This is a genomic window from Pseudomonas putida (assembly GCF_003228315.1).
Taxonomy (GTDB): Bacteria; Pseudomonadota; Gammaproteobacteria; order Pseudomonadales; family Pseudomonadaceae; genus Aquipseudomonas; species Aquipseudomonas putida_S.
Genome location: NZ_CP029693.1, coordinates 1,734,034 through 1,759,338, shown reverse-complemented (window position 1 = coordinate 1,759,338; position 25,305 = coordinate 1,734,034). Strand labels below are relative to the sequence as shown.

22 protein-coding genes are annotated in these 25,305 nt (G+C 62.4%); 14 read left to right on the top strand and 8 right to left on the bottom strand.

Annotation, left to right across the window (positions count from 1 at the left end; genetic code table 11):
• The first annotated feature begins 274 nt into the window (after nucleotides 1–274).
• From fae to DKY63_RS08000, 4 genes are all read left to right on the top strand, one after another.
• The gene (fae, locus tag DKY63_RS08015; protein ID WP_110963618.1) at nucleotides 275–787 is read left to right on the top strand and encodes a formaldehyde-activating enzyme; all 513 of its coding nucleotides are present in this window, start codon (nucleotides 275–277) and stop codon (nucleotides 785–787) included.
• A gap of 10 nt (nucleotides 788–797) precedes the next feature.
• Complete coding sequence (locus DKY63_RS08010) at nucleotides 798–1,832, top strand: aldo/keto reductase (protein ID WP_110963617.1); 1,035 nt, start codon at nucleotides 798–800, stop codon at nucleotides 1,830–1,832.
• Nucleotides 1,829–3,262, top strand: a complete 1,434-nt coding sequence (locus tag DKY63_RS08005; RefSeq protein ID WP_110963616.1) for an NAD-dependent succinate-semialdehyde dehydrogenase — start codon at nucleotides 1,829–1,831, stop codon at nucleotides 3,260–3,262. Before DKY63_RS08010 ends, DKY63_RS08005 begins: the two co-directional genes overlap by 4 nt.
• Nucleotides 3,263–3,447: 185 nt before the next feature.
• Nucleotides 3,448–4,812, top strand: coding sequence for an MFS transporter (locus DKY63_RS08000; protein ID WP_110963615.1), 1,365 nt, complete (start codon nucleotides 3,448–3,450; stop codon nucleotides 4,810–4,812).
• Between the two features lie 124 nt (nucleotides 4,813–4,936).
• Here DKY63_RS08000 and DKY63_RS07995 read toward each other — a convergent pair whose 3' ends face one another.
• Nucleotides 4,937–5,812, bottom strand: coding sequence for a LysR substrate-binding domain-containing protein (locus DKY63_RS07995; RefSeq protein WP_110963614.1), 876 nt, complete (start codon nucleotides 5,810–5,812; stop codon nucleotides 4,937–4,939).
• A gap of 196 nt (nucleotides 5,813–6,008) precedes the next feature.
• Nucleotides 6,009–7,187 carry a hypothetical protein gene (locus tag DKY63_RS07990; protein ID WP_110963613.1) on the bottom strand — a complete coding sequence of 393 codons (1,179 nt, stop codon included), beginning with the start codon at nucleotides 7,185–7,187 and terminating at the stop codon, nucleotides 6,009–6,011.
• Nucleotides 7,188–7,370: 183 nt separating this feature from the next.
• Between DKY63_RS07990 and DKY63_RS07985 the strand changes: the two genes are divergently transcribed.
• The 7 genes from DKY63_RS07985 to DKY63_RS07945 all read left to right on the top strand — a co-directional run bounded on the left by DKY63_RS07985 (nucleotide 7,371) and on the right by DKY63_RS07945 (nucleotide 15,812).
• Nucleotides 7,371–8,300 (top strand): LysR substrate-binding domain-containing protein, encoded by a 930-nt coding sequence (locus DKY63_RS07985; RefSeq protein ID WP_110963612.1) that lies wholly within the window; start codon nucleotides 7,371–7,373, stop codon nucleotides 8,298–8,300.
• A gap of 243 nt (nucleotides 8,301–8,543) precedes the next feature.
• On the top strand, nucleotides 8,544–9,968 hold the full coding sequence (gene aldA, locus DKY63_RS07975) for an aldehyde dehydrogenase (RefSeq protein ID WP_110963610.1): 1,425 nt from the start codon (nucleotides 8,544–8,546) through the stop codon (nucleotides 9,966–9,968).
• A 183-nt stretch (nucleotides 9,969–10,151) separates the two neighbouring features.
• Nucleotides 10,152–11,471: an MFS transporter gene (locus DKY63_RS07965; protein WP_110963608.1), complete on the top strand. Its 1,320-nt coding sequence runs from the start codon at nucleotides 10,152–10,154 to the stop codon at nucleotides 11,469–11,471.
• A gap of 1 nt (nucleotide 11,472) precedes the next feature.
• The gene (locus DKY63_RS07960; RefSeq protein ID WP_110963607.1) at nucleotides 11,473–12,690 is read left to right on the top strand and encodes a mandelate racemase/muconate lactonizing enzyme family protein; all 1,218 of its coding nucleotides are present in this window, start codon (nucleotides 11,473–11,475) and stop codon (nucleotides 12,688–12,690) included.
• A 157-nt stretch (nucleotides 12,691–12,847) separates the two neighbouring features.
• Nucleotides 12,848–14,455: a GMC family oxidoreductase gene (locus DKY63_RS07955; protein WP_110963606.1), complete on the top strand. Its 1,608-nt coding sequence runs from the start codon at nucleotides 12,848–12,850 to the stop codon at nucleotides 14,453–14,455.
• Between the two features lie 112 nt (nucleotides 14,456–14,567).
• Nucleotides 14,568–14,975: a response regulator gene (locus tag DKY63_RS07950; RefSeq protein ID WP_110963605.1), complete on the top strand. Its 408-nt coding sequence runs from the start codon at nucleotides 14,568–14,570 to the stop codon at nucleotides 14,973–14,975.
• 168 nt (nucleotides 14,976–15,143) lie between these two features.
• Nucleotides 15,144–15,812, top strand: coding sequence for an HAD-IA family hydrolase (locus DKY63_RS07945; protein ID WP_110963604.1), 669 nt, complete (start codon nucleotides 15,144–15,146; stop codon nucleotides 15,810–15,812).
• A 119-nt stretch (nucleotides 15,813–15,931) separates the two neighbouring features.
• Here DKY63_RS07945 and DKY63_RS07940 read toward each other — a convergent pair whose 3' ends face one another.
• Both DKY63_RS07940 and DKY63_RS07935 read right to left on the bottom strand, forming a co-directional pair.
• Nucleotides 15,932–16,591, bottom strand: a complete 660-nt coding sequence (locus DKY63_RS07940; RefSeq protein ID WP_110967878.1) for a methyltransferase family protein — start codon at nucleotides 16,589–16,591, stop codon at nucleotides 15,932–15,934.
• 181 nt (nucleotides 16,592–16,772) lie between these two features.
• On the bottom strand, nucleotides 16,773–17,720 hold the full coding sequence (locus tag DKY63_RS07935) for a GlxA family transcriptional regulator (protein ID WP_110963603.1): 948 nt from the start codon (nucleotides 17,718–17,720) through the stop codon (nucleotides 16,773–16,775).
• Nucleotides 17,721–17,843: 123 nt separating this feature from the next.
• On the opposite strand from DKY63_RS07935, the gene DKY63_RS07930 reads away from it, so the two are divergent.
• Nucleotides 17,844–18,635, top strand: a complete 792-nt coding sequence (locus DKY63_RS07930; protein WP_110963602.1) for an SDR family NAD(P)-dependent oxidoreductase — start codon at nucleotides 17,844–17,846, stop codon at nucleotides 18,633–18,635.
• A gap of 211 nt (nucleotides 18,636–18,846) precedes the next feature.
• Complete coding sequence (locus DKY63_RS07925; RefSeq protein ID WP_110967877.1) at nucleotides 18,847–19,755, top strand: pyridoxal-phosphate dependent enzyme; 909 nt, start codon at nucleotides 18,847–18,849, stop codon at nucleotides 19,753–19,755.
• 121 nt (nucleotides 19,756–19,876) lie between these two features.
• On the opposite strand, the gene DKY63_RS07920 is transcribed toward DKY63_RS07925, so the two are convergent.
• From DKY63_RS07920 to DKY63_RS07905, 4 genes are all read right to left on the bottom strand, one after another.
• Nucleotides 19,877–20,197, bottom strand: a complete 321-nt coding sequence (locus DKY63_RS07920) for a DUF2388 domain-containing protein (protein ID WP_110963601.1) — start codon at nucleotides 20,195–20,197, stop codon at nucleotides 19,877–19,879.
• 173 nt (nucleotides 20,198–20,370) lie between these two features.
• Complete coding sequence (locus DKY63_RS07915; RefSeq protein ID WP_110963600.1) at nucleotides 20,371–20,724, bottom strand: RidA family protein; 354 nt, start codon at nucleotides 20,722–20,724, stop codon at nucleotides 20,371–20,373.
• Between the two features lie 41 nt (nucleotides 20,725–20,765).
• On the bottom strand, nucleotides 20,766–22,010 hold the full coding sequence (locus tag DKY63_RS07910; protein ID WP_110963599.1) for an NAD(P)/FAD-dependent oxidoreductase: 1,245 nt from the start codon (nucleotides 22,008–22,010) through the stop codon (nucleotides 20,766–20,768).
• A 7-nt stretch (nucleotides 22,011–22,017) separates the two neighbouring features.
• Nucleotides 22,018–23,436: a PLP-dependent aminotransferase family protein gene (locus DKY63_RS07905; RefSeq protein ID WP_110963598.1), complete on the bottom strand. Its 1,419-nt coding sequence runs from the start codon at nucleotides 23,434–23,436 to the stop codon at nucleotides 22,018–22,020.
• Between the two features lie 348 nt (nucleotides 23,437–23,784).
• On the opposite strand from DKY63_RS07905, the gene DKY63_RS07900 reads away from it, so the two are divergent.
• Complete coding sequence (locus DKY63_RS07900) at nucleotides 23,785–25,230, top strand: amino acid permease (RefSeq protein WP_110963597.1); 1,446 nt, start codon at nucleotides 23,785–23,787, stop codon at nucleotides 25,228–25,230.
• Nucleotides 25,231–25,305: the final 75 nt, after the last annotated feature.

Sequence of the window (25,305 nt, the reverse complement as noted above, 5' to 3'; positions counted from 1 at the left end):
CAGGAATTGCGGTTATCCATAGGTATGACCTGAAGTCATACCCCCATGACTTTTAATGGTTACAGCCCCGCCAACCCCCAGTGATAAAAAATCGCAAACCAGCTCATCAACAACAAAAAAGAGCGTTTGCAACCATGATCAATCATCACTGCCACGTCTTCGCCAGCCACCTGCTGCGCTCTTCGAACCCTGACATTTGCCGCGCCATGCGTCCTGCAGGCGTGCGCTTCTGACCACACCAAATCCCTCTGCGTCCTGAACAAGAGAACGACTCATGAAAGAACTCGACCTGTACATCGGTGAAGGCTTCGAAGGCCCGGGCGTGAACGCCGCGCACATCAACATCCTGATCGGCCCGCGCAATGGTCCTGCCGGCCAGGCGTTCGCCAACAGCCTGGCGTCGCCAAGCCAGGGTCACTGCCCGTTCATGGTGATCGCCCAGCCGAACATCCCGGTCAAGCCGATGACCCTGTACGTGAACAAGGCCGCGATCAGCAGCGACCTGCACGGCAACGCCACCTGGGGCGCGTCCCAGGCCGGTATCGCCAAGGCTGTCCTGGAAGCGCTGCTGGACGGCACCCTGCCGCCGGAAGCCGAAGACGAGTGGGCGATCGTCACCGCCAACTGGGTCAACCCGTCCTGCGACGACCTGGATGCGGTGTACCTGAACAACTACAACGCCTGCCGCACCGCGATCCGCGCCGCCCTGACCGGCAAGCCGGAAACCGCGCAGCTCAAAGATGTGGTCAATCACATCAGCAACCCTTTCTACACGCCAAAAGCCTGAGGTCCGCGCCATGCAATACATTCGTTTGGGCAACTCCGGCCTCGAAGTCTCCCGCCTGTGCCTGGGCACCATGAACATGGGCACCCCGGACTGGAAACCGTGGATCTTCGATGAGAAGAAAAGCGAGCCGATCGTCAAGCACGCGTTGGACAACGGCGTGAACTTCATCGACCTGGCGGACTTCTATTCCGCCGGTGTCGGCGAAGAAGTGGTAGGGCGCATCGTCAAGCGCCTGGCCCGTCGCGAAGACCTGGTGATCACCACCAAGGTCGGCTACGGCACCCGTCCTGGTATCAACGCCAGCGGCCACTCGCGCAAGCACATCATGGACAGCATCGATGCGTCCCTGAAGCGCCTGGACATGGACTACGTCGACGTCTTCATGCTGCATTACTTCGACGTGAACACCCCGGTCGAAGAAACCATGAGCGCCATGAACGACATCGTGCGTTCCGGCAAAGCCCGCTACATCGGCGTGTCGACCATGCTCACCGGGCAACTGGCGAAAATCCTCATGGCCTGCGAGCGCAATGGCTGGGTCAAGCCGATCAACATGCAGCTGCAACTGAACTGCGCCTACCGCGAAGAAGAACGCGAGATGATCCCGTTCTGCCGCGACCAGGGCCTGGGTGTTTCGGTGTTCAGCCCGCTGGCCCGTGGCCTGCTGACCGGTGACGTGCAGTCGACCCGCAACCAGACCGACTTCTTCACCCAGCAGATGTACAGCGACGAAGCTTCGTTCGAGATCGCCCGTTCGGTGCAGCGCGTGGCCCGTGCCCGTGGCGTGTCCAACGCACAGATCGCCCAGGCCTGGGTCGCCAATCACCCGGGCGTGGATTGCATGCTGGTCGGCGCCGACACCACCGAACAGTTCGACAGCGCCCTGGCGGCACTGGAGACCAAGCTCGACACCGAAGAACTGTACGAGCTGGAACGCAACTACACCCCGTGCGACGTGATCAACGATTACACCGCCGGTAAGCGCATCCTGCGTACCGCCCGTCCGGGTTCGGAACGCTTCACCCTGACCGAGGCCGTGGCATGAGCACGCTGATCCGTCACGGCAATTTCATCGACGGTCGCTGGTCCAGCGGCGGGGCGACGTACCCGGTGCTGAACCCGGCCACCGGTGAACTGATCGCCGACGTGCAAAAGGCCGGCGCCGAAGAAACCAACCTGGCCATCGACGCTGCCAACCGCGCCTTGCCGGCATGGCGCAAGCTGACCGCCAAGGAACGCAGCCAGCGCATCAAGCGCTGGGGCGAACTGATGCTGAGCAACCAGAAGGACCTGGCCACTTTGCTCAGCCGCGAACAAGGCAAGCCGCTGGCCGAAGCCATGGGCGAAGTGGTCTATGCCGCGAGCTTTCTGGAGTGGTTCGCCGAAGAAGCCAAGCGCGCCTACGGCGATGTGATCCCGAGCCACAAGGCCGATGCGCGCATCGTCGTGGTCAAGGAAGCCATTGGTGTCGTGGCAGCCATTACCCCGTGGAACTTCCCGCTGGCCATGGTCACCCGCAAGGTCGGACCGGCACTGGCGGCCGGTTGCACCATGATCCTCAAGCCGTCGGAAGAAACGTCATTGTCGGCCTTCGCCCTGGCGGTGCTGGCTGAGCAGGCCGGGATTCCGGCCGGTGTGTTCAACGTGGTCTCCGGCGATGCCGTGGCGATTGGCGGCGCGCTGCAAGCCTCCGGTGTCGTGCGCAAACTGTCGTTCACCGGCTCCACCCGCACCGGCAAATTGCTGATGCGTCAGGCCGCCGACACCTTGAAAAAGGTCTCGCTGGAACTGGGTGGCAACGCGCCGTTCATTGTCTTCGACGACGCCGATATCGACGCCGCCGTGAAAGGTGCGATGGCCTCGAAATTCCGCAACACCGGGCAGACCTGCGTCTGCGTGAACCGCTTTTTCATTCAGGACGGCGTGTACGAAGCCTTCACCGGCAAACTCGCCGAAGCCGTGGCGGCCATGCGTGTCGGCAATGCCCTGGAAGGCGAAACCGAGCAAGGCCCGCTGATCAACGCTGCTGCGTTGGCCAAGGTGGAGCTGCATGTCAGCGACGCCGTGGAGAAGGGCGCCCAGGTCCTGTGCGGCGGTCGCCGTCATGCGTTGGGCGGTACGTTCTACGAGCCGACGATTCTCGCCGAAGCCAACAGCGACATGCTGATCGCCCAGGACGAAACCTTCGGTCCGGTGGCCGCGTGCTTCCGCTTCAAGGACGAAGCCGAAGTGCTGCAGCGCGCCAACGACACGCCGTACGGTTTGTCGGCTTACTTCTACAGCCGCGACATCGGCCGCGTGTGGCGCATGGCCGAAGGCCTGGAAGCGGGCATGGTCGGGATCAACGAAGGGATCATTTCCACGGAAGTGGCACCGTTCGGCGGCATCAAGGAATCGGGCCTGGGTCGCGAGGGTTCGAAGTACGGTCTGGATGACTACCTGGAAATCAAATACCTGTTGATGGGTGGGTTGTAAGGAGTACCCCGCCCCCTGTAGGAGCGAGCCTGCTCGCGATAGACGTCAACGATAACGCTGGGAGCCTGACACCCCGTGGCGTTCTCAAGTTCATCGCGAGCAGGCTCGCTCCTACAGAAGCCAAAAGCACACAACAAAAGCGATCGGTTTCATTTCTCCGTCAATAACAAAAATTGGAGACTTACATGTCCGTACAACCGGTAAAAATCGACGACCTGCCCATCGGGCGCTTCCACATCAAGATCGCCGGCCTGACCTTCGGCGCGCACTTCACCGACGGCTACATCCTCGGCCTGATCGGTATCGCTTTCACCCTGCTGAGCCCGCAGATGCAGCTGGACGCATTCTGGCAGGGCCTGATCGGTTCTTCGGCGCTGATCGGCCTGTTCCTCGGCAGCCTGTTCTTCGGCTGGATTTCCGACAAGGTCGGCCGGCAGAAAATTTTCCTGGTCAGCTTCGTGCTGATCACCATCGCCTCCGTCATGCAGTTCTACGTTGAATCGGCGATGACCCTGTTCCTCTGTCGGGTGCTGATCGGCATCGGTCTGGGTGGCGACTTCAGTGTCGGCCACGCCATGCTCGCCGAGTTCGCGCCGAAGAAACACCGGGGTGTATTGCTCGGCTCCTTCAGCGTGATCTGGACCTTCGGTTACGTGGCGGCCACCTTTGTCGGCACCGCGATGCTTAGCCTGGGCGACGATGCCTGGCGCTGGATGCTGGCCTCGTCGGCGATCCCGGCGGCACTGATCCTGATTGCCCGTATCGGCACTCCGGAGTCGCCGCGCTGGCTGGTCAATCAGGGGCGCATCGCCGAAGCCCGCGCCATCGTCAAGAAGTTCCTGGGCGACAACGTCGAACTCGACGAAACCCGTTCCACCGAAACCCGCTCCGGCTACGCCGTACTGTTCAGCCCTGAGTACCGCAAACGCACCGCGTTCAACTGCCTGTTTTTCGTCTGCATCGTCATGCCGTATTTCGCCATCTACACCTTCCTGCCGTCGATCCTGCAGAAGATGGGCCTGGCCGAAGGCTTCGGCACCGAGCTGATGTTGAACATGCTGCTGATCCTCGGCGCGCTGATCGGTATCTGGTGCACCATCAAGTTCACCCGCCGCGGGTTCCTGATCAACTCGTTCATCATCCTCGCCATCGCCCTGTTCCTGTTGGCGGTGTTGCCGAGCAGTGCTGCGGCGCTGATGGTGCTGGTGTTCGGCCTGTTCACCCTGGTGCTGTCGGCGGTGAGCAACCTGGTGGGCGTGTTCCCGGCCGAGAGCTTCCCGACCGAAGTGCGTGCCAGCGGCATTGGCCTGGCTACCGCAGTCAGCCGCCTGGGTTCGGCGATCAGCACCTTCCTGCTGCCGGTGAGTGTGGCGGGGATCGGCCTCAGCCCGACCATGGGCATCCTCGCGGCGATCCTGGCGATTGGTGCACTGCTGTCCTGGGCCTGGGCGCCGGAGACGAAGTCGCTGACGTTGAGCCAGGCGTGCAAGGCGCAGAGTCCTGTTGAGGGTGGTGTGAATGTGGCTGCAAAAGCCACGGCGACAATCTAAGCCGCCACAAAACAACACTGTAGGAGCGAGCCTGCTCGCGATGGCGGACTGTCAGTCAACACTGATGTTGAATGTCAGGCCCTCATCGCGAGCAGGCTCGCTCCTACAGGGGGACAAAGTGAATTCAGGGATTGCTCACCAGTTCCAGCCACTCCTTGAACAACCGCACCTTCGACAACCCCCACTTGTCATTCGCCACATCCAGCCAATAGCCATACGGCCCGATCACCTCCACCGGGGTGATGGGCAGCAGGCTGCCATTGGCCAGTTCCTTCTCGATCATCTGCCGGTCGATCACCGCCAGCCCGCCGCCGGCGAGGGTGGTGTGAATCACCTGGTCGAGGGTGCTGAATTCCAGGCCTTGCCCGGCATCGACATCGTCGCGCCCCATCGCCGCCAGCCAGTTTTCCCAGACCTTCAGGCGCTTGCCGTTGTGCAGGATGTGCAGCAACGGCCACTGCTTCAGATCGGGTGGTTGACCGTCGGTGAACAGCTCCGGGCTGGCCACGGCGATGTGCCGTTCCATCACCAGAAGCTGACTGTGGCAATGACTGTCCGCTTCGAGGCCGAAGCGAATATTGCAGTCGATCTCCGCGAGGCTTTCGTGGCCCAACTGATTGGTCACGCTGAGGCTGATGTCGGGGTAGCGTTGCACGAACGCGCGCAGGTGCGCCGACAGCCAGCGCGTGGCCCAGGTCGGCGGCGCGACGATGCGCAAGCGCTGGCGCAGGTTAGGTACGCGCACGGCTTGCAGGGCGCGTTCGATGTGGTCGAAGGCATCGCTCAGGTGCGGGGAGAGGGCGGTGCCGGCTTCGGTCAGCGACAGCCCCTGGGGCGTGCGGATGAACAGCGCCACGCCGAGGTAGTCTTCGAGCTGCTTGATCTGCCGGCTCACCGCGCCCTGGGTGACGTTCAGGCCAAGGGCGGCCTGGCTGAAACTGCGATGCCGCGCGACCTCCTCGAAGACGCGCAGCATGTTGAGCGAGGGCAGTTGGCGCATGGGTGGGGGGCTCGATGGTTTTCTTTTTGTGTGGTGTTGCCTATCTGACTATTGGCATTGAGCGGATGCAAGTGTTGTTTGGGCTGACCCCATCGCGAGCAGGCTCGCTCCTACAAGGGATCTGTGCCGTTCACAAATCCCCTGTGGGAGCGAGCCTGCTCGCGATGGCGCCCTCATGGGCGCCGAAAATGCCGGATCAGAAGTAGTACCCGATGTTCATGTAAAGCTGATTCTCCCAATGATCAGTGCCACCCGCCCCCAGGCTCTGGGTATAGCTGCTGCCCCCAATGTACGGATCGTTCTTGCCGTACAGCCATTCGGTGTAGACCCACAGTTTGCTGACCGAGAACGAGGTGCCGAGGATCATCCGCTGGGAGGTCTTGAAGTCATCGGCGGATTTGTCGAAGGCGCTGTAGTTGGCGTACAGCTTGACCCCGCTGACCTGGTCGAACAGGTATTTGCCGGCGATGTCATAGCTCAGATCCGCCACGTACAGGTTGCCGCGACTGGCGACGTTGTAGGTGCCGTCGTAGCCGCCGAGGGTCACCAATTCGTCGGTACCGGGGTTGCGCGGCGACATCTGCTGGCGCGCCGCCTGCAATTGCACACCCCACGGGCCGTTTTTACCCATGTAGTGCACGGCCACGGCGTTGCGGCGGCCGTCATTGTTGGTGTCTCTGTTCTCAAGGGTCGAGGTCAGGCCGGACAGACCGACTTCGGATTTCCACGGCCCCAAGTCAAGCGCCTTGGCCACCCGCAGGACCACAGTGTTGCGTTCCTGGTTATCGCTGCCGTCGGTGACATAGCTGTCGGCCTCCGACACCACGCTGGAGTAGGTCACGCCGTTGCTGGTGCCTTTGCCTTGCCAGGCCGGACGCAGGTAGTAGCCACCCTGGATGTTCCAGTCACCACTCTGCTGGATGTACTTGGCGCCGACCTGTTGCACATCTTCCAGGCCGATGACGTTGCCCAGGGTCTCGTAGAAGGTGCTGCCGAAATACGGCTGCAAGCCGAACGGCACCGTGTTCAGGCCCACCTGCACCTGCTGGTCGGGGTTGAACTTGTAGCCGACCCAGGCGAGCTTGGCGAACTGGATGTCGCCGTAGTTCTTGGTGTAGCGGTAGGGGTAGGAGCGTCCGTAGAAACGGTACTGGGCCTCGCCGATCCAACTGTCGGAGTTGTACTTGGCGCTGAGGTAAACGGTGTCCAGGCCGAAGGTCTGGATGTCGCGGTCCGGGTCGTAGTCCCAGCGGGCACGAATGGCGCCGCCCAGGTCGAGATTGTCGGTGACTTGCACGGCCATGGCAGGGGCCGCAAAGGTGCAGAGTAGAGCGAGATAAAGCGGACTGACGCGCAGGGAAGCAGGGAGGGGCATGTGGCAGCTCTCGGTTATTTTTATGTGAGATGCCGGCCAGTCTTGCGATCTGCGGGTGATTGAACAAACGATTAAAAATCCGGGGAAACCTTCCTCCAATGCATGTTACTGAGAAAATCCTGTAGGACAATGTACCGCCGGCATGGGATCCTTGGCGTCTGTCGTGGTTTTCGAGAGCCTTCCATGAAACGCAAAATGCCCGGCCTGAATGCGCTCAAAGCGTTCGAAGTGGCCGGTAGCACGGGCAGCTTCACCCGCGCCGCAGAGCTGTTGAACGTGACCCAGAGCGCGGTCAGCCGCCAGGTGCGCCAGCTGGAAGAACAACTGGACGAGACCCTGCTGGAGCGCCGTCACCATCACCTGGAACTGACCAGCGCCGGCCGGGTGCTGCTGCGGGCATTGCATCAATCGTTCGACAAGATCGAGCTGACGGTGCGCAGCATCCAGCAGAAGTCCCACGCCAACCGCCTGCACATCAACGCACCGCCGACCTTCACCAACCGCTGGCTGATGCCGCGGCTTGGGCGCTTGCGCGAGCAGCATCCGGAGCTGGAATTGAGCATCACCACCCGCCTGCAGGACAGCCTGGCGGAAACCAGCACCCTGGACTGCGCGATCCGTTTCGGCAATGGCGAATGGGATGGCCTGGACAGCTCCCTGCTGTTCCAGGAACGGCACATCGCGGTGTGTGCACCCACCCTGTATTCACGGGAATGGACCGAGCAGGGCATCGACCTCAACCGCTTGACGCTGTTGCACGTTTTGGCCCGGGAAGACCAGCGCTACCTGACCTGGAAGCACTGGCTGGACGCGGCGCGCATCAGCGGGGTCGATACCCAGGGCGGCTATGAATTCGATTTGCTTGACCTGGCGATCCGCGCGGCCGTCGACGGCCTGGGCATCACCATCGCCGACTGGCACATGGTCGCCCCGGAACTGTCCAGCGGGCAGTTGACCCAGGTGCTCAACGTGCACGTCGAGGGCCATCAGTCGTATTGGTTGGTGACCCGGCCGGAGCAGTCGCTGCCGCAGTTGCAGGTGTTCGGGCAGTGGTTGCAGGAGGAGATCTGGCTGGCGCAAAGGCAGTTGGAGCCCTCGACCGCGGCCTCCTGACACAACGCCTCCCCTGTAGGAGCGAGCATGCTCGCGATGGTCGTCAACGATAACGCTGGATGCCTGACACCCCGCGGTGTTCTGACGTGCATCGCGAGCATGCTCGCTCCTACAGGGGAGGGCGTGTGTTTTTGGAGTAACCTGCATTTTTTGAATGTTACATCGCTCAATAAATCGTTTGTCCTACAAGCTGCCGACGCCAAAACTGCTCGCACTGGATAAAAACAACGATGGGCGATTCACATGCGACTCGAGCGAAACTTTGTTAACGGGCAATTTATTGAGCCGGCCGGCGCTGCGCTGATCGCCGTCTATGACCCGGCGACCGAAGAACTGGTCGGCCAGGTGTCTGCCGCCACTGCCGACGAAGCTACGGCTGCCGTCGATGCTGCCGCCGCCGCGCAGAAAACCTGGGGCAAGCTCACCAGCATCGAGCGTGCCGAATACCTGCGCGCTTTTGCCGACGCTCTTGAAACCCGCGCCGAGAGCATCGGTGAAGCCCTCGCCGCCGAGTCCGGCAAGAGCCTGGCCGACGCCAGCAACGAAGCCCGTTACGCCGCGCAGATCACCCGTTACCACGCCGAATGGGCGCGCCGCATCGAAGGCGAGATCATTCCCAGCGACACACCGAACGAAAACCTGTTCCTGCACCGCGAGCCGATTGGCGTCGTGGCCTGCCTGATTCCGTTCAACTACCCGGTCTACACCCTGCTGCGCAAGATCGCCCCGGCGCTGATTGCCGGCAACACCGTGGTCGTGCGCCCGAGCAACAACACGCCGATCTCGGCCTTCGAAATCGCCAAGGCCGTGCAGCAATCCGGCCTCCCGGCAGGTGTGGTCAACATCCTGACCATGGACCACGCCACCGCCGCTGCGGTCTGCACCCACAACGCCGTCGGCCTGATCACCCTGACCGGCAGCGTCAACGCCGGGCGCATCGTGCTCGACTACTGCAAGGCCAACATCGCCAAGCCGTCCCTGGAACTGGGCGGCAAGACCCCGGCGATCATCGAGGCCGATGCCGATCTGGAAGCGGCCGCCAGCGCGATCGTGGGTTCCAAGACCACCCACTGCGGCCAGTTGTGCACGGCGGTCGAGCGGGTCTACGTGCAGGAAAGCGTCTACGACAAATTCCTCGGCCTGCTGAAAGAGAAAATCAGCGTCGTGCAATTCGGTGATCGCGCTGTCGATCCTGCGTTCATGGGGCCACTGGTCAACGCCAGCTCGCAGCAGAACATTCATGCCATGGTCGAGCGAGCCATCGCCGACGGCGCGGTGCTGGAGACTGGCGGATTCATTCCCGAGGGCAAAGGCCATTTCTACCCGCCGACCCTGCTCAGCGGTTGCCGCCAGGACATGGAAATCATCCAGGAAGAAATCTTCGGCCCGGTGCTGCCGGTGCTCAAGTACCGCGATATCGACGAAGCCCTGGCCATGGCCAACGATCACCAGTTCGGCCTGTCTTCGGTGCTCTATACCGAAAACTATCGCACCACCATGAAAGTCGCCGGTGCCATCGAGGCCGGCGAGCTGTACGTCAACCGCACCCCGGCCGACCCGTACCAGGGCTTCCACGCCGGCTGGAAACGCTCGGGCCTGGGCGGCGATGACGGCAAGCACGGCATGCTCGAATTCACCCAGACCCGTCTGGTGGTGATGAAGTACTGATCCACATGCAGCACCTCTCTCGCTCATGTGGGAGCGGGCTTGCTCGCGAAGGCGGTGTGTCAGTCGACACATCAATAAACTGATCTACCGCTTTCGCGAGCAGGCTCGCTCCTACAGGGGCCGGAGTAAATATAAAAACAATTATCCGAGCGTCCGGATCACCGGGCGCCAGAGGTCTACTCAATGTCCAAGCAAGCATCCTCTGCTGCCGCTGTTCAGGGTTCCAATTCGGCTTCCAAAAGCCACAGCGACAAGGGAAGTCGCTATGTCCAACTGATGCTTTTGGTGCTGGCCGCCGGTGCGATCTACCCGATCCTCTACCTGCGTCAGGTCTACCAGACCACCATGCTCGAAGTGTTCCAGATCAACCACAGTGAGCTGGGTTATCTGTACTCGATGCTGGGCACGATTTTCCTGTTGTCCTATTTGCCGAGCGGCTGGCTGGCCGACCGCATCGCCCCGCGTTTCCTGATCTTCTTTTCGCTGGTGGCCACCGGTGCATTGGGCCTTTGGTACTCCACCGCGCCATCGATGACCGGGCTGATGATCATCTTCGGTTGCTGGGGCCTGACCACCGGTTTGACCTTCTGGGCCTCGGTGCTCAAGCGGGTGAAGATGATTGCCCACCACTCCGAGCAGGGCCGCTTCTTCGGCATCCTCGATGGCGGTCGCGGGCTGGTCGAAGCCTTGCTGGCGACGGTTGCCCTGGGCCTGTTCGCCTACGCCACCGAAACCCGTGGCGAGTCCACCGCCGAAGGCTTCAAGCATGTGGTCTACCTGTACGCCTTCACCTGTATCGCCATCGGCTGCGTGCTGGTGCTGATCAAGGACCCGAAGTCGATGGACGACACCGCGCCGGTGGAGAAGGGCAAGTTCAACCTGCTCACTGATCTGGCGACGCTGGTGAAGATCCCCGAGCTGTGGCTGGTGACCGCCATCGTGTTCTGCGGCTACCACATCTTCTGGGCCACCTACAGCTTCTCCGATTACCTGCAGGGTGGCGGCATGACCGCGGTCATGGCCGGCACCATCACCACCATCAAGTTGTGGATGCGTCCCATCGGCGGCATCGGCGGCGGCTGGCTGGGCGACAAGTTCTCCAACATCTCGGTACTGATCGTCGCACTGCTGCTCGCCAGCCTGGCAATGGTCGGCCTGATCGTGTTCCCGGCGCTGGGCAGCATGGGCCTGTTGATCGCCACGGTGATTTTCATCGGCCTGATGACCTACGCCATTCGCGGCCTGTACTGGGCGATCCTCGACACCTGCAACATTCCGCTGCGCATCACCGGCCTGGCCATCGGCATCGTCTCGGTGGTGGGTTACCTGCCGGACGCTTTCATCCCGTTGATCAACGGCTACCTCACTGAGCATTTCCCCGGTGCCTTTGGTTACAAGCTGTATTTCGGCTACATCGCATTCGTCGGCCTGCTCGGGACCCTGGCGGCCCTGACCCTGCGTGCGCGTATCAATCGTAAAACTCAGATCAAAACAGGTGCTTGAGATGAAAATCGTCGCCCTTGAAACCCATATCGTCGCCGTACCGCCACCGCACATCGGCGGCATGTACTGGCTGTTCGTCAAGCTCAAGACCGACTGCGGCATCGAAGGCGTCGGCGAGATCTACGCCGCGACCTTCGGCCCCAAGGCCATGGTGCCGATCATCGAAGACGTGTTCGAACGCTACCTGCTGAACCAGGATCCGCACCACATCGAACGCTTCTTCCGCCAGGCTTATTCGAGCGGTTTCACTCAGCGTCCGGACCTGACCATGATGGGTGTGGTCAGCGGCCTGGAAATGGCCTGCTGGGACATCATCGGCAAGGCGGCGAACAAGCCGGTGTATGAGTTGCTGGGCGGCAAGGTCAACGAGCGCCTGCGTTCCTACACCTACCTGTATCCGGTCAACAGCCGTGGCGAGTACGACTACGACGACCCGGACCTGGCCGCCGAGTGCGCCATCGAGAACATGAACAAGGGCTTCACCGCCGTGAAGTTCGACCCGGCAGGCCCGTACACCGCGTACTCCGGGCATCAGATCTCGCTGGAAGTGCTGGAGCGTTGCGAAACCTTCTGCCGCAAGATCCGCGAAGCGGTGGGTGACAAGTGCGACCTGCTGTTCGGCACCCACGGGCAGATGGTGCCGTCCTCGGCGATCCGCCTGGCCAAGCGCCTGGAGAAGTACGACCCGCTGTGGTTCGAAGAGCCGGTGCCACCGGGCCAGGAAGACGCCATGGCGCAAGTTGCGGCCAAGACCAGTATCCCGATTGCCACCGGCGAGCGCCTGACCACCAAGTATGAATTCTTCAAGCTGCTGAAGGCCGGCGGCGCGTCGATCCTGCAAATGAACGTCGCTCGCTGCGGCGGCCTGCTGGAAGCCAAGAAGATCGCCAGCATGGCCGAGGCGTACTACGCGCAAATCGCCCCGCATCTGTACAACGGCCCGATTGGCGCGGCGGCGAGCTTCCAGCTGGCCACCTGCACGCCGAACTTCCTGATCCAGGAAAGCATCATGACCTGGGGCGGCTTCCATGCCGAAGTGCTGACCAAACCGTTGCAGTGGGAAGACGGCTACATCATTCCGTCCACCGAGCCGGGCCTGGGCGTGGAGCTGAACATGGACGTGGTGCGCAAGCACTCGCCGTACACCGGCGAACGCCTGCACCTGCAAATGGCGCCGACGCCGGCGGACGTCAAGGACACATCGCCAGCCAAGGGCTGACGGGAGAGGGCGCAACCCCCTGTAGGAGCAAAGCTTGCTCGCGATAGCGCCGGACCAGGCAACACATCTGTTGAATGACACGCCGCCATCGCGAGCAAGCTTTGCTCCTACAGGGAAGCGTGGCTTTTTTGAATAACGACTTACGCGGTAACCGTGCATGACATACGACTACATCATCGCTGGCGCTGGCGCCGCAGGCTGCGTCCTGGCCAATCGCCTGTCGGCTTCGGGCCAATACACGGTGCTGCTGCTGGAAGCGGGCGGCAAGGACAGTTCCCCGTGGTTCAAGATCCCGGTCGGCTTCGCCAAAATGTATTACAACCCGACCTTCAACTGGATGTACTACAGCCAGCCGCAGAAGCAGCTGGGCAACCGTGAAATCTATGCGCCGCGCGGCAAGGTGCAGGGCGGTTCGGGGTCGATCAACGCGATGATCTACGTGCGCGGCCAGGCCCATGACTTCGACGACTGGGCGGCCAACGGCAACGAAGGTTGGGGCTTTTCCGACGTGCTGCCGTACTTCCGCAAACTGGAAAACCATCCGCTGGGCGACAGCGAGTACCACGGTGGCAGCGGCCCGATCAGCATTACCCCGATGAAGGGCCAGACCCATCCGATCTGCGACGTGTTCCTCAAGGGCTGCGATGAGCTGGGCTATCCGCTGAGCGAGGATTTCAACGGCGCCCGGTTCGAAGGCGCGGGCATCTACGACGTCAACACCCGCGACGGCCAGCGCTGCTCCAGCAGCTTTGCCCACCTGCATCCTGCGTTGAGCCGGCCGAACCTGACGGTCGAGCACTACGCCCTGGTGGATCGTGTGCTGTTCGATAACGGCCGGGCGACCGGGATTTCCATCACCCAGCACGGCGTGGTGCGCACTTTCACCGCGAACAAGGAAGTGATCCTCTGCGCCGGTGCGGTGGACACGCCGAAGATCCTGCAATTGTCCGGCGTCGCCGATCAGGCGCTGCTGGCCAAGCACAATATCCCGCTGGTCAAGCACCTGCCGGCGGTGGGGCAGAACCTGCAGGACCACCTGTGCGCCAGCTACTACTACAAGGCCAACATCCCGACGCTCAACGATGAGCTGAGTTCGCTGTTCGGCCAGTTCAAGCTGGGCCTCAAGTACCTGTTCACCCGCAAGGGCGCCCTGGCGATGAGCGTCAATCAGGCGGGCGGGTTCTTCCGTGGCGACGAGCAGCAGGCCAATCCGAACCTGCAGTTGTATTTCAACCCGCTGTCGTACCAGATCCCGAAAAACAACAAGGCCAGCCTCAAGCCCGAGCCGTATTCAGGCTTCCTGCTGTGCTTCAACCCGTGCCGGCCGACCAGTCGCGGGCACATCGAGATCGCTTCGAAAAACCCGCGTGACGCGGCGCTGATCGACCCGAACTACCTGAGCACGCAGAAGGACATCGACGAGGTGATCCAGGGCAGCCGCCTGATGCGCAAGATCATGAACGCACCGGCGCTCAAGGGCATCACCGTCGAAGAGGTGTTGCCAGGACCGGTGGTCGAGACCGACGAGCAGATGCTGCAGTACTTCCGGGAAAACAGCGGTTCGATCTATCACCTGTGTGGCTCCTGTGCCATGGGTTCGGACCCGCAGAAATCGGTGGTGGACAAGCGTCTCAAGGTCCATGGCCTGGACGGGTTGCGCATCGTCGATGCATCGATTTTCCCCAACGTGACCTCCGGCAATACCCATGCCGCGGTGCTGATGGTGGCGGAGAAGGGCGCCGACCTGATCTTGCAGGACGCCTGATTTCGCCGTTGTCTGTATCAAAAATGAATTTCCATCGAGTCCGCTGCTCATACCTGTAGGTGGCGGACGAGAAGCCGCGAAATCATTGAGGCAGACAGGGAGCGGCAAGGTCATGAGTCGAATACCGGCGACGAATGGAAACCCTGCGGGCGGGTTGATCCTGGTGGTCGAGGACGATCCGCTGATCCTGGAGTTTCTCTGCGAGATTCTTCAGGACGAAGGCTATGCGGTGCACTCTCACACCAGTGCGGACGCCGCGTCGGTGTACTTGCAGCGCCATGCGCAAGAGGTCGGCCTGCTGCTGACTGACATCACCATGCCGGGCACGCTCAACGGCGCGGACCTGGCCAACCTGTTCGGCGATCGCTGGCCGGAAAAGCCGATCATGATCATGTCCGGCTACGAGACCCCGGAAAGCTCCGGAGTGCGCCACGAAGTCTCGTTCATCAAGAAACCCTGGGCGCTGGGGCAGTTGCTCGATTGCGTGGACGGTGCGCTCAAATCACGCCGAACCCTGTAACCCCCAAACATCACAACGCCCCCTGTAGGAGCGAGCCTGCTCGCGATGGTCGTCAACGATAACGCTGGCTGCCTGACACCCCGTGTTGTTCTGGCGTGCATCGCGAGCAGGCTCGCTCCTACAGGGATGGTGTAGATTGCTTGAAATATTTTGACAGGAAGCCTCCCTTTGCCCGCCGCCAAATCCGTGTTCGACACCCCCTACCGCGCCTTCCTGTTCGACATGGACGGCACCATCCTGACCTCCATCGCCGCCGCCGAGCGCGTCTGGGCCACCTGGGCGAGGCGCCATGGTGTCGATGTCGAAACCTTCCTGCCGACCATCCATGGTGCTCGCGCCATCGATACCATCCGCCGCCTGGATTTGCCCGGTGTCGATGCCGAGGTTGAGGCGGCGTGGATCACCCAGGCGGAAATCGAGGATGTCGAAGGAGTCGAAGAGGTGGCCGGCGCGGCGGCTTTTCTCAAGGCGCTGCCGGCCCACCAATGGGCCATCGTCACCTCCGCGCCGAGGACCCTGGCGTTGCGTCGCATGGCAGCGGCCGGGATTGTGGAGCCTGCGGTGATGGTCACTGCCGAGGACGTGACCGTGGGCAAGCCTGATCCGGCAGGTTATCGATTGGCTGCGCAGCGGCTGGATGTGCCGATCAGTGAGTGCCTGGTGTTCGAGGATGCCACCGTGGGGATACTCGCGGCGCAAGCGGCGGGGGCGGATTTGCTGATTGTCACGGCGGCGCATGAGCAGCCGCTTGAGACGGAAGAGGCGACGTTGGGCAGTTATGACTCGATCACCGCGAAGGTCAATGCAGATGGCTCCATCAGCCTGAACACCCGCTAAAACTGTAGGAGCGAGCCCTGCTCGCGATGGTCGTCAACGATAACACTGGGGGGCTGACACCCCGTGGTGCTCACAGGTTCATCGCGAGCAGGCTCGCTCCTACAGGGGGTGCAGGGGTGTCAGTAAATCCCGGGGATCAACCGCCAGCTTCGGGCGCAATACGCCTCATATTCGCCGCCGAACTGCGCCCGCAGCAGCGCCTCTTCCGAATGAATCCGTGCGATCAGCGGAATCAGGGTCAAGGCCGCCAACACCAGCCCGACTCCCGAACGAAACGCCAGTGCCCAGCCCAAACCGATGACCATCATCCCCAGATAACTGGGATTGCGCAGGCGGCGATACAGCCCGTCGGTGACCAGTCGATGCCCCGGCTGGATTGCCACCAAACCACTGAAACGCTTGCCCAGTATGAACACCGGCCACAGCCGCAATGCACCGCCGATGATGAACAGGATCGCCCCGAGCCAACGCACGCTCTCGCCACCGAAGGTCCAGAAGTCGATGCGGTCGGTGTAAGCCGGCAGATAGCCGCTCAGCAGGCCGATCACCCCGAACGCCGGGATCACCCAGCGATTGGCCCGGTCTTCACGTTCGCCGGGGCTGAGGTTGACCTCGGTGAACAGGGAGGCAATGGCCATCACCAGCGTGGCCAGCGCCACCACCACCAGCGCCGGGTGAGAGAAATAAGCACCCACGCCACCCAGTCCCCAAATGGCCAGGGCGAGGTAGGCGAGGGTGCTGACGACGGCGAAGAACGCCAGTTTGGCCGAGATTTTCATGAGCGCCTCCACGATGCACATCTCTCTTCATTGTAGGAGCGAGCATGCTCGCGATGGTCGTTAACGAAAACGCGGGGTGCCTGACACCCCGTGGTGTTCTGGCGACCATCGCGAGCATGCTCGCTCCTACAGGGCGATCTGATCGTTCCCACGCAGAGCGTGGGAACGATCAGCGATCAGGTCAGGCGGGCGTTTCGGCGCGGGCAGCGCGGCGTATCACCTGCGGCGGCTGGCCGAACGCCCGCAGGAAGGCTTCGCGCATGCGTCGGCGGTCGCCCAGGCCGGTTTCCAGGGCGATTTGATCGAGGCTCAGACGACCACGTTCGAGCAACTGCCGGGCCGCCTCCAGGCGCAGGTTTTCGATAGCCTTGGCCGGCGATTGGCCGGTTTCGGCGCGAAACGCGCGGCTGAATTGTCGTGGGCTGAGGCGGGCCACTTCCGCCAGTTGTTCCACCGACAGCGCCTGGGTCAGGTGTTCCCGGGCATAGCCGAGCACCGTCTGGATGCGGTCGGATTTCGGCTCCAGCTCCAGCAACGCCGAGTGTTGCGACTGGCCGCCACCACGGCGGTGGTACATCACCAGTTTCTGCGCCACCGCACGGGCCAGTTCGGCGCCGAAATCCTTTTCCACCATGGCCAGTGCCAGGTCGATGCCGGCGGTCATGCCGGCGGAAGTCCAGATCGAGCCATCGACCACGTAAATGCGGTCGGCTTCCACCTTGATCGAGGCAAAACGTTCCTGCAATTGCCGGGCGTAGGCCCAATGGGTGGTAGCCCGCCGTCCGTCGAGCAGGCCGGCCTGGGCCATGACGAAGGCGCCGGAGCAGATCGAGGCGGTGCGCCGGGCGGTACTGGCGCTGGCCCGCAGGTAGTCGAGCACGGCCTCGGGCGCCTGTTCGAGGATCGAATCGCCACCGACCACGATCACCGTATCGAACACCCGCTCATCAAACGCCTCGGTGCCGACTGTCAGGCCGCCGGAAGCGCGCAAGGTGCGACCGTCCTCGGACAGCACGCGCACGTCGTACAGGTCTTCACCGGCGCTGAAGTTGGCGTACTCGAACACCGGCATCGCCGCCAGCGCCATGGACTGGAACCTGTCGAAAACCACAAACGCCACGCAGATCATGGGGATGTCCTCAAATCGTCATGTCCTGAAAACGTACTTTAAACGTCATTTGCGACGCGTACGAGCCCCTTTATAACTGCTCACACCCGGCGAATATCTCGCCGCTTTGTGAAGGACATGAACATGACGCATTCATCCAAAGGCACCGCACTGATTACCGGCGCATCCTCTGGCATCGGCGCGGTCTACGCAGACCGGCTCGCCCGTCTGGGTTACAACCTGATTCTGGTCGCCCGCAGTCAGGCAAAACTCAATGCTCTGGCCAACCGCTTGAGCGATGAAACCGGACGTAACGTGGAAGTGGTCGCCGCTGATTTGAAGGACCCGGCGGACCTGCTGCGGGTCGAACGGATTCTGCACAGCGACGCCAGCATCACCCTGCTGGTCAATAACGCCGGGGTGGGGGCGGTCATGCCGCTGCTGGGCAGCCCGGTGGATGACATGCAAGAGATGATCAACCTCAACATCACTGCGCTGACACGCCTGGCCTATGCGGTGGCACCGGGCTTCGTCGCCCGTGGCGGCGGCACCGTGATCAACATCGCCTCGATTGTCGCCATCGCTCCGGAAGTCCTCAACGGCGTGTATGGTGCCACCAAGGCGTTCGTGCTCGCCCTGAGCCAGTCGATGCACCATGAGCTGGTCGACAAGGGCGTGCGTATCCAGGCCGTGCTGCCGGGCGCCACCGCCACTGACTTCTGGAGCGAGGCGGGTAACCCGGTGGAAAACCTGCCGCAGAAAATCGTCATGTCGGCCGGGGATATGGTCGATGCGGCGCTGGCGGGATTGGCCAGCGGCGAGGTGGTGACCATTCCGGGGCTGCACGACGGTGCGCAGTGGGATCAGTACGAGGCGCAACGTCGGGTGTTGTCCGGGTTGTTCGGCAATTCCAGGCCGGCGCCGCGTTACCTCTAACCCCGACCCACCCCTGTAGGAGCGAGCCTGCTCGCGATGCACGCCAGGGCACCACGGGGTGTCAGGCAGCCAGCGTTATCGTTGACGACCATCGCGAGCAGGCTCGCTCCTGCAGGCTGCGGCGTCATTAGCAACGCCGCATGAACTAAGCTTGATGAAGCACCGTTCACCACCGGCCCCCAAGGTCCGTGGCCTGCAACAGGAGCCCGTCATGCTGCACATCCGAACACCCTTGATCCTGCACCCGGACCTCTCGACGGCGTCCCGCCGAATCTGGCTCAAACTGGAAAACCTGCAACCCGGCGGCTCCTTCAAGGTGCGCGGCATCGGGCTGCTGTGCAGTCAGGCCAAGGCGCAGGGCAAGCGCAAGGTGATTTGCCCGTCAGGGGGCAATGCCGGCTTTGCCACCGCTGTGGCCGCCGCCCGCCTGGGGTTGGAGGCCTGTGTGGTGGTGCCGCACACCACCCCTGAGTCGACCCGGGCCAGGATCAGCAAAACCGGGGCGCAAGTGATCGTCCATGGCAAGGTTTGGGATGAGGCCAATAAACGGGCCAAGGAATTGGCCAAAGGCGCGGACACCGAATACGTGCCGGCTTTCGACCATCCGGTGCTGTGGCAAGGGCACAGCACGATGGTCGATGAAATCCTCGAGGATTGCCCGCAGGTCGACGCCATCGTCACGTCGGTGGGCGGTGGTGGTCTGCTCGCGGGAATACTCACCGGGCTGATTCGTCACCAACGCATGGATTGTCGGATCATCGCCTGCGAAACCGAGGGCGCTGCGTCTTTCGCGGCCGCCGTCAGGGCCGGGCATCCGGTCAAGTTTCCTCGTATCGATACGGTCGCCCGTTCACTCGGTGCAGCCCTGGTGGCTGCTTGGCCGGTGGAGCACATCCGCGATTTCAGCCACGAATGCGTGGTGCTTGGCGATGAGGAAGCGATCATGGGGGTGGTGCGTTATGCCAGCGATTTGCGTCAGCTGGTGGAGCCGGCCTGTGGGGTTTCATTGGCGATTGCCTACCTGGATCACCCGGCGATTGCCGGCGCCCACGATGTGGTGATTGTGGTGTGTGGCGGGGTCAGCATCAGCGCGCAACTGGTGGCCGGCTGGGCGCGTTGAAGCGCCTTGTACCTTGTAGGAGCGAGCCTGCTCGCGATGCACGTCAGGACCCCACGGGGTGTCAGGCTCCCCGCGTTATCGTTGACGACCATCGCGAGCAGGTTCGCTCCTACAGGGGTTCTCAGTGATTGGCGACGGCACTGTCCTGGACGAGGATCGCCTGAGCCAGATCTTCGTCACTGGCGTTGGCCAGGTCAGGATGATCCTGGCGCAGTTGCTGGAACACCGACTCCAGATACGCGCCGCGAATCGTGCCGCCACTGGCTACGAAGCTGGAGGCGTCATCCCGGGCGGGAATCATCATTTTGTGATCCTTGAAGGTCGAATACAGCGAAGCGGATACGCCGGCCGAGGTGGCGACGTCGCCCGCATCCACGTCGGCCAGTGCAGAGCCGACAGGTAAACACAGCAGCAGGGAAGAAAGGATTATCAGACGGCGCATGACGGTGTCCTCTGCAGCAAAAGGGAAGTGCTTCATATTTTGAGATGCACGGCCTTCGCCAAGAGTTCCCTTTTGTTGAGGGACTGCAAAAACCATGGATGAAGTACGATCCCGGTCTTGCTCGTTCCCACGCAGAGCGTGGGAACGATCAAGATCGCAGCCTGCGGCAGCTCCTACAGGTCCCTTGCCGCGCAGACGATCACCTCGACCAGCAACGCTGGATCCGCCAGTTTCGCCTCGCCACAGGCCCGGGCCGGGGCGTGTCCCGCCGGGACCCAGGCGTCCCACACCTCGTTCATTGCCGCGAAGTCCGCCATGTCGGCGAGCCAGATGGTGGTTTGCAGCAGGTGCTCCCTGGAAGAGCCAGCTTCGGCAAGCAGGGCATCGACCCGGGCCAGGGCATCGCGGGTCTGGCCCGCGATGTCGTGCTGCGGTTCGCCCACTTGCCCGGCCAGGTACACGGTATTGCCGTGGGTGACGATCTGGCTCATGCGCTGGTTGGTGTGTTGGCGTTCGATGGTTGGCATCAAGAATTCTCCTGTTATTAGGCGTAGCTCGGAAACGTAGCTCAGAAGCGTTGCACGGAAAAACTGTCGAGCCATGCAGGCGCCTTGCCGGCGATGCAGTCGGCCACCAACTGGCCGGTGGCGCCCGCCAGCGTGAGGCCCAGGTGCTGATGGCCGAAGGCGTAGATCAGCCGCGGCTCGTTTGGCGAAGGCCCGATCACCGGCAGCGAATCCGGCAGGGAAGGGCGAAAGCCCAGCCACTGGCGCGACACCGGTTGGGTCAGGCCCATGACCCGGCGCACGTTGCGCTCCAGATAATCGAAGCGCTTGGGGTTGGCCGGGTCGTTGATCGAACCCAGCTCCACCGTGCCGGCCACGCGCAGGCGACCGGCCATGGGCGTCATGTAGAACGCACTTTCCACCGGGCAGCACGGACGATTGAGCGGGGTCTCGGGCATGTCGAATTCGATGTGATAGCCGCGTTCGGTATCCAGCGGAATGCGGTCGCCGACCTGTTGTGCCAGCGCCGCCGACCAGGCACCACCACACAGCACGACGCGGTCGGCGCGCCAGCGTTTGCTTTCGGCGCTGCTGAGGTACAGGCCGTCGCTCTTGCGCTGCAAATCGGTGATGGTCGCCTGATGCAGGGCGCCCTCGGCGATCAGCGGTGCTGCCAATGCCTCGATGAAGGCGCGCGGGTCGTCCATGTGCGATGACTCGGGAAACAGGATGCCCGCTACCGCCTTGCCCGCCAGCGCCGGCTCCAGCTGTTCGATCTCCGAGGCCTTCAACACCTGTTGGGCAATCCCCAGCGAACGACGCAACTCGATGGCCGCCTGCGCGCCGGCAAATCCTTGCTCGGTACCGTAGGCGTAGAGGCAGCCCTTGTGCTGCAGGTGTTGATCAGCCTGCGGACAATCGGCCAGCAACGGTGCATAACCGCTGTAGGTGTGCTGGAGGATCTGGCTCAGGGCCTGGGTGTTGACCGCGCAGCGCGCCGCACGACATTCATTGAGAAAGCGCACCAGCCACGGCATCAACTGCGGCAGGCGTGCCCAGTTGATGACAAAGGGCGACTCTTTGGAAAACAGCAGCGACGGAATCGCCTTGAGCAGTGACGGCTGGGCAATCGGCATCACGCCATAGGGCGCCAGGGTCCCGGCATTGCCATAGGACGCGCCGCTGGCAATCGCCTCGCGCTCCAGCAACGCCACCTGGTAACCCTGGCGACGCAGCCAGAGCGCGGTGGCAACCCCGACCACGCCGGCACCGATGACGGCGATTTCACAATGAACGGGCTGTGTCATGTCTCTCTCAGATCCGGTTGTGCATGTAGAGATGCCCCTGGCGTGCCAGCTGGCTGATGATTTTCAGGGCCTTGATCAGTTGCTCGCGGGACAGGGCCGCCGAAATGTTGATGCGCACCGCTTGCGGCGAGAGTTCCGGGCGCAGGGTGAAGGCGCCACCGGCCAGCAGCACCACACCACGGTCGTGGCACAGGCGGGCGAAACGCGAGCCGGTCCAGGGTTCCGGCAGGATCAGCCAGGCGTGGGTGCCGGTGGTGCTGTGCTCGAACTCCAGGCCTTCGAGGTGGCTGGCAAGCAGCGTCTGCCGGGCGCGCAATTCTTCGCGTTGCTCGGCCACCAGTTGCTCGGCATGACCGTCCTCGATCAGCCGGGTGGCGATCAGCGCGGTCAGCGGCGAAGTGCTCCAGCAGTCGATGCGCTGCATCGCGGCGATGTCCTGGGCCATCGCCAGCGGCGCCATGACAAAACCCATGCGCAGGCCCGGCGCGATGCATTTGGACAGAGCCGAAATGTAGATCGTGCGCTCCGGCAGCAAGGCGGCGAAGGCGGGCGGCGACTGATCCAGCAGCGGTCGATAGACATCGTCCTCGATCACCAGCAAGTCGGTTTCGCGGATCACCGCCGCCAGCGCTTGACGGCGCTCGGCGTCGAGGGTGATGGCGGTGGGGTTGTGGATCGACGGCACCAGAAACAACAGCCGTGGCTGATGGTCGGCGCAGGCCTTTCGCAGCGCTTCGGGGGACATCCCGCGCTCGTCCGCATCAACGCCCACCAGAATCAGCCCCAGCGAGCGGCACAAGGCATTGATGCCCTGGTAGGTGACGCTGTCGGCCAGCACGGTATCGCCGCTGCTGGTCAGGCTGCGCAAAGTGCTGGCGATGCCATGCTGGGCACCCTCGGCAATCAGCATCTGCGAAGCATGGGCCTCGACACCGGTATGACGCAGCCATTGCGCGGCGGCCTCGCGAGCCCACAGCGGGCCTTCGGAGGGGTGATAGTCCTTCATGTCACCAAAGCGCGGGTCGCTGGCCAGGCGCGGCAGCAGTTGTGAAAGGACCCGGTTGAAACCGTCGGTGGCCGGGCGATTGACGCTCAGGTCGACGGTGCCGGGATCATTGCTCGGAGCCGACTGGAACTGCGCCGCCGGATGCCGGGGTTGCGCGACCTGGGTGCCGCGCCCGGGGCGACTTTCCACCAGGCCTTTTTGCTGCAGCACCGCCATCGCCTTGGTCACGGTGGTGATGTTCACCCCCAGCGCACTGGCGAAGTCACGGTGGGGCGGCAGCCGTTCGCCCGGCTTGAGCTTGCCGTTGCCGATGGCTTCGGCCAGCGAGTCGGCCAATTGCGCATACAGGGTTTCCGCCTTGTCGCGCTGCAATGCCGCACTGGCCTTGAGTTCTTCCAGTAATTGTTCGAATTGACTCATGGTGCCTTATCCCTGCTTGTCATGCTTGTAGCAAGACAATAAGCAAATTTGTATTGCTTTTTATCCGATACAACGCCCATTGACAAGCTAAAAAACCGTGATTAGTGTGTGAGTTGTAATGCTTGTCATGCAACACAATAAGAAAATGGCTGCCATGCGCAGTCCAACGGGTACGCACATGACTGATACATCGCTTCATCCGGGTTTGGCCCGGTCCTCTGGACACCACCGACACTTGAGCCAGCCAGCGGGCGGCACAGTGTATCCGCTGAGTTGTCCCCCTCGCGCACAGTCTTCGATGAATTTATCCGGTCGATCGACCCCATCCCACGCCGCGGAGGTCATCCGATGAGCAAGGCCCAGCCAACCCAGGCACAAACCCCTTCGAAAAACGGCCAGCAACGCCTCAGCGGCGCCTTGCGCCAGCGCCACATCACCATGATTTCCCTGGGCGGGATCATCGGTGCCGGTCTCTTTGTCGGCAGCAGCGCCACCATCCAGGCGATCGGGCCGGCGGCCTTTCTCAGTTATCTCGCTGCCGGCATCGTGGTGATGCTGGTCATGCGCATGCTGGGCGAAATGGCGGTGGCCTTGCCCGGTGTCGGTTCCTTTACCGAATACGCGCGCATCGGCCTGGGCAACTGGGTCGGCTTCACCAGCGGCTGGTTGTACTGGTACTTCTGGGTGATCGTGGTGGCGGTGGAAGCAGTGGTCGGCGCCAATATCCTCGAGCAGTGGATACCGCTGCCGGCGTGGGTGATCGGGTTGAGCCTGCTGGCAATCATGACCGCCATCAACTGCCTGTCGGTCAAATCCTATGGCGAGTTCGAGTACTGGTTCGCGTCGCTGAAGGTCTTCGCGATCATCGTCTTCATCTTTGTCACCGGCGCCTACCTGTTTGGTTTCGCCCCGAGCACCAGCGACCTGTTGGGCAACCTGGTCAATGACCGTGGCTTCATGCCCTACGGCGTCAGCGCCATCCTGGCCGGGGTGCCAACGGTGATTTTCGCCGTGGGCGGTGCCGAGATCGCGACCATTGCCGCCGCCGAATCCGATGACCCGTCCAAGAACGTGGCGAACATGACCCGTTCGGTGATCTTCCGCGTCATCACCTTCTATGTCGGTTCTATCTTCCTGATCGTCTGCGTGGTGCCCTGGGGCCAGATCGTCGCCGGGCATTCGCCGTTCGTGGCGGCACTGGATGTCATGCGCATTCCCGGCGCGGCCATGATCATGCAGGCGGTGGTCCTGGTAGCGGTGCTGTCGGCGCTGAACTCCGGGCTGTATGTGTCGTCGCGGATTCTGTTCGGCCTGGGCCAGCGCGGCGATGCCCCGGCGAAACTGGCGGTGCTGACCGAGCGCAAGGTGCCGCGGGCCGCCGTGCTGCTCAGCAGTGTGATCGGCTACATCGCGATCATGGCGGCGATCATTTCTCCCCAGGGCGTGTTCCTGTTCCTGGTCAATGCCTCAGGTGCGGTGATGCTGTTCGTGTACCTGGCGGTGGCACTGGCGCAGATCAGGGTGCGTCGCCAGGTCGAGGCCACGGCGCCCGCGCGGCTGACCCTGAAGATGTGGCTGTTTCCCTGGCTGTCCTATGCTGTGGTGGCAGTGATTGCGGGTGTTTTGGTCGCCATGGCGTTCCAGGAATCCTTGCGTACACAGTTCCTCGCCAGCCTGGTCAGCCTCGTCGTAGTGTCCGCCGCTTACCTGATTCTCAAGCGTCAGCGACAGCCAATCGCCAAACCCCACGTCAGTGCCATCGACATCCTCGCAGGCTTGTCGGCACGGTCATGAATCCCGGGAAGCTTCAGTAGAAGAGAGCACACAGCAGCAAAGCTTGTACCGGTCAAAAACAATAAATTTGCCAAT

Coding starts and splice junctions, on each gene's coding strand:
- DKY63_RS07925 (WP_110967877.1), top strand. CDS start 18,847: ATGCTGCACATCCGAACACCCTTGATCCTGCACCCGGACCTCTCGACG.
- DKY63_RS07930 (WP_110963602.1), top strand. CDS start 17,844: ATGACGCATTCATCCAAAGGCACCGCACTGATTACCGGCGCATCCTCT.
- DKY63_RS07955 (WP_110963606.1), top strand. CDS start 12,848: ATGACATACGACTACATCATCGCTGGCGCTGGCGCCGCAGGCTGCGTC.
- DKY63_RS08000 (WP_110963615.1), top strand. CDS start 3,448: ATGTCCGTACAACCGGTAAAAATCGACGACCTGCCCATCGGGCGCTTC.
- DKY63_RS07915 (WP_110963600.1), bottom strand. CDS start 20,724: ATGCCAACCATCGAACGCCAACACACCAACCAGCGCATGAGCCAGATC.
- DKY63_RS07905 (WP_110963598.1), bottom strand. CDS start 23,436: ATGAGTCAATTCGAACAATTACTGGAAGAACTCAAGGCCAGTGCGGCA.
- DKY63_RS07960 (WP_110963607.1), top strand. CDS start 11,473: ATGAAAATCGTCGCCCTTGAAACCCATATCGTCGCCGTACCGCCACCG.
- DKY63_RS07910 (WP_110963599.1), bottom strand. CDS start 22,010: ATGACACAGCCCGTTCATTGTGAAATCGCCGTCATCGGTGCCGGCGTG.
- DKY63_RS07950 (WP_110963605.1), top strand. CDS start 14,568: ATGAGTCGAATACCGGCGACGAATGGAAACCCTGCGGGCGGGTTGATC.
- aldA (WP_110963610.1), top strand. CDS start 8,544: ATGCGACTCGAGCGAAACTTTGTTAACGGGCAATTTATTGAGCCGGCC.
- DKY63_RS08005 (WP_110963616.1), top strand. CDS start 1,829: ATGAGCACGCTGATCCGTCACGGCAATTTCATCGACGGTCGCTGGTCC.
- DKY63_RS07965 (WP_110963608.1), top strand. CDS start 10,152: ATGTCCAAGCAAGCATCCTCTGCTGCCGCTGTTCAGGGTTCCAATTCG.
- DKY63_RS07995 (WP_110963614.1), bottom strand. CDS start 5,812: ATGCGCCAACTGCCCTCGCTCAACATGCTGCGCGTCTTCGAGGAGGTC.
- fae (WP_110963618.1), top strand. CDS start 275: ATGAAAGAACTCGACCTGTACATCGGTGAAGGCTTCGAAGGCCCGGGC.
- DKY63_RS07935 (WP_110963603.1), bottom strand. CDS start 17,720: ATGATCTGCGTGGCGTTTGTGGTTTTCGACAGGTTCCAGTCCATGGCG.
- DKY63_RS07985 (WP_110963612.1), top strand. CDS start 7,371: ATGAAACGCAAAATGCCCGGCCTGAATGCGCTCAAAGCGTTCGAAGTG.
- DKY63_RS08010 (WP_110963617.1), top strand. CDS start 798: ATGCAATACATTCGTTTGGGCAACTCCGGCCTCGAAGTCTCCCGCCTG.
- DKY63_RS07990 (WP_110963613.1), bottom strand. CDS start 7,187: ATGCCCCTCCCTGCTTCCCTGCGCGTCAGTCCGCTTTATCTCGCTCTA.
- DKY63_RS07900 (WP_110963597.1), top strand. CDS start 23,785: ATGAGCAAGGCCCAGCCAACCCAGGCACAAACCCCTTCGAAAAACGGC.
- DKY63_RS07940 (WP_110967878.1), bottom strand. CDS start 16,591: ATGAAAATCTCGGCCAAACTGGCGTTCTTCGCCGTCGTCAGCACCCTC.
- DKY63_RS07920 (WP_110963601.1), bottom strand. CDS start 20,197: ATGCGCCGTCTGATAATCCTTTCTTCCCTGCTGCTGTGTTTACCTGTC.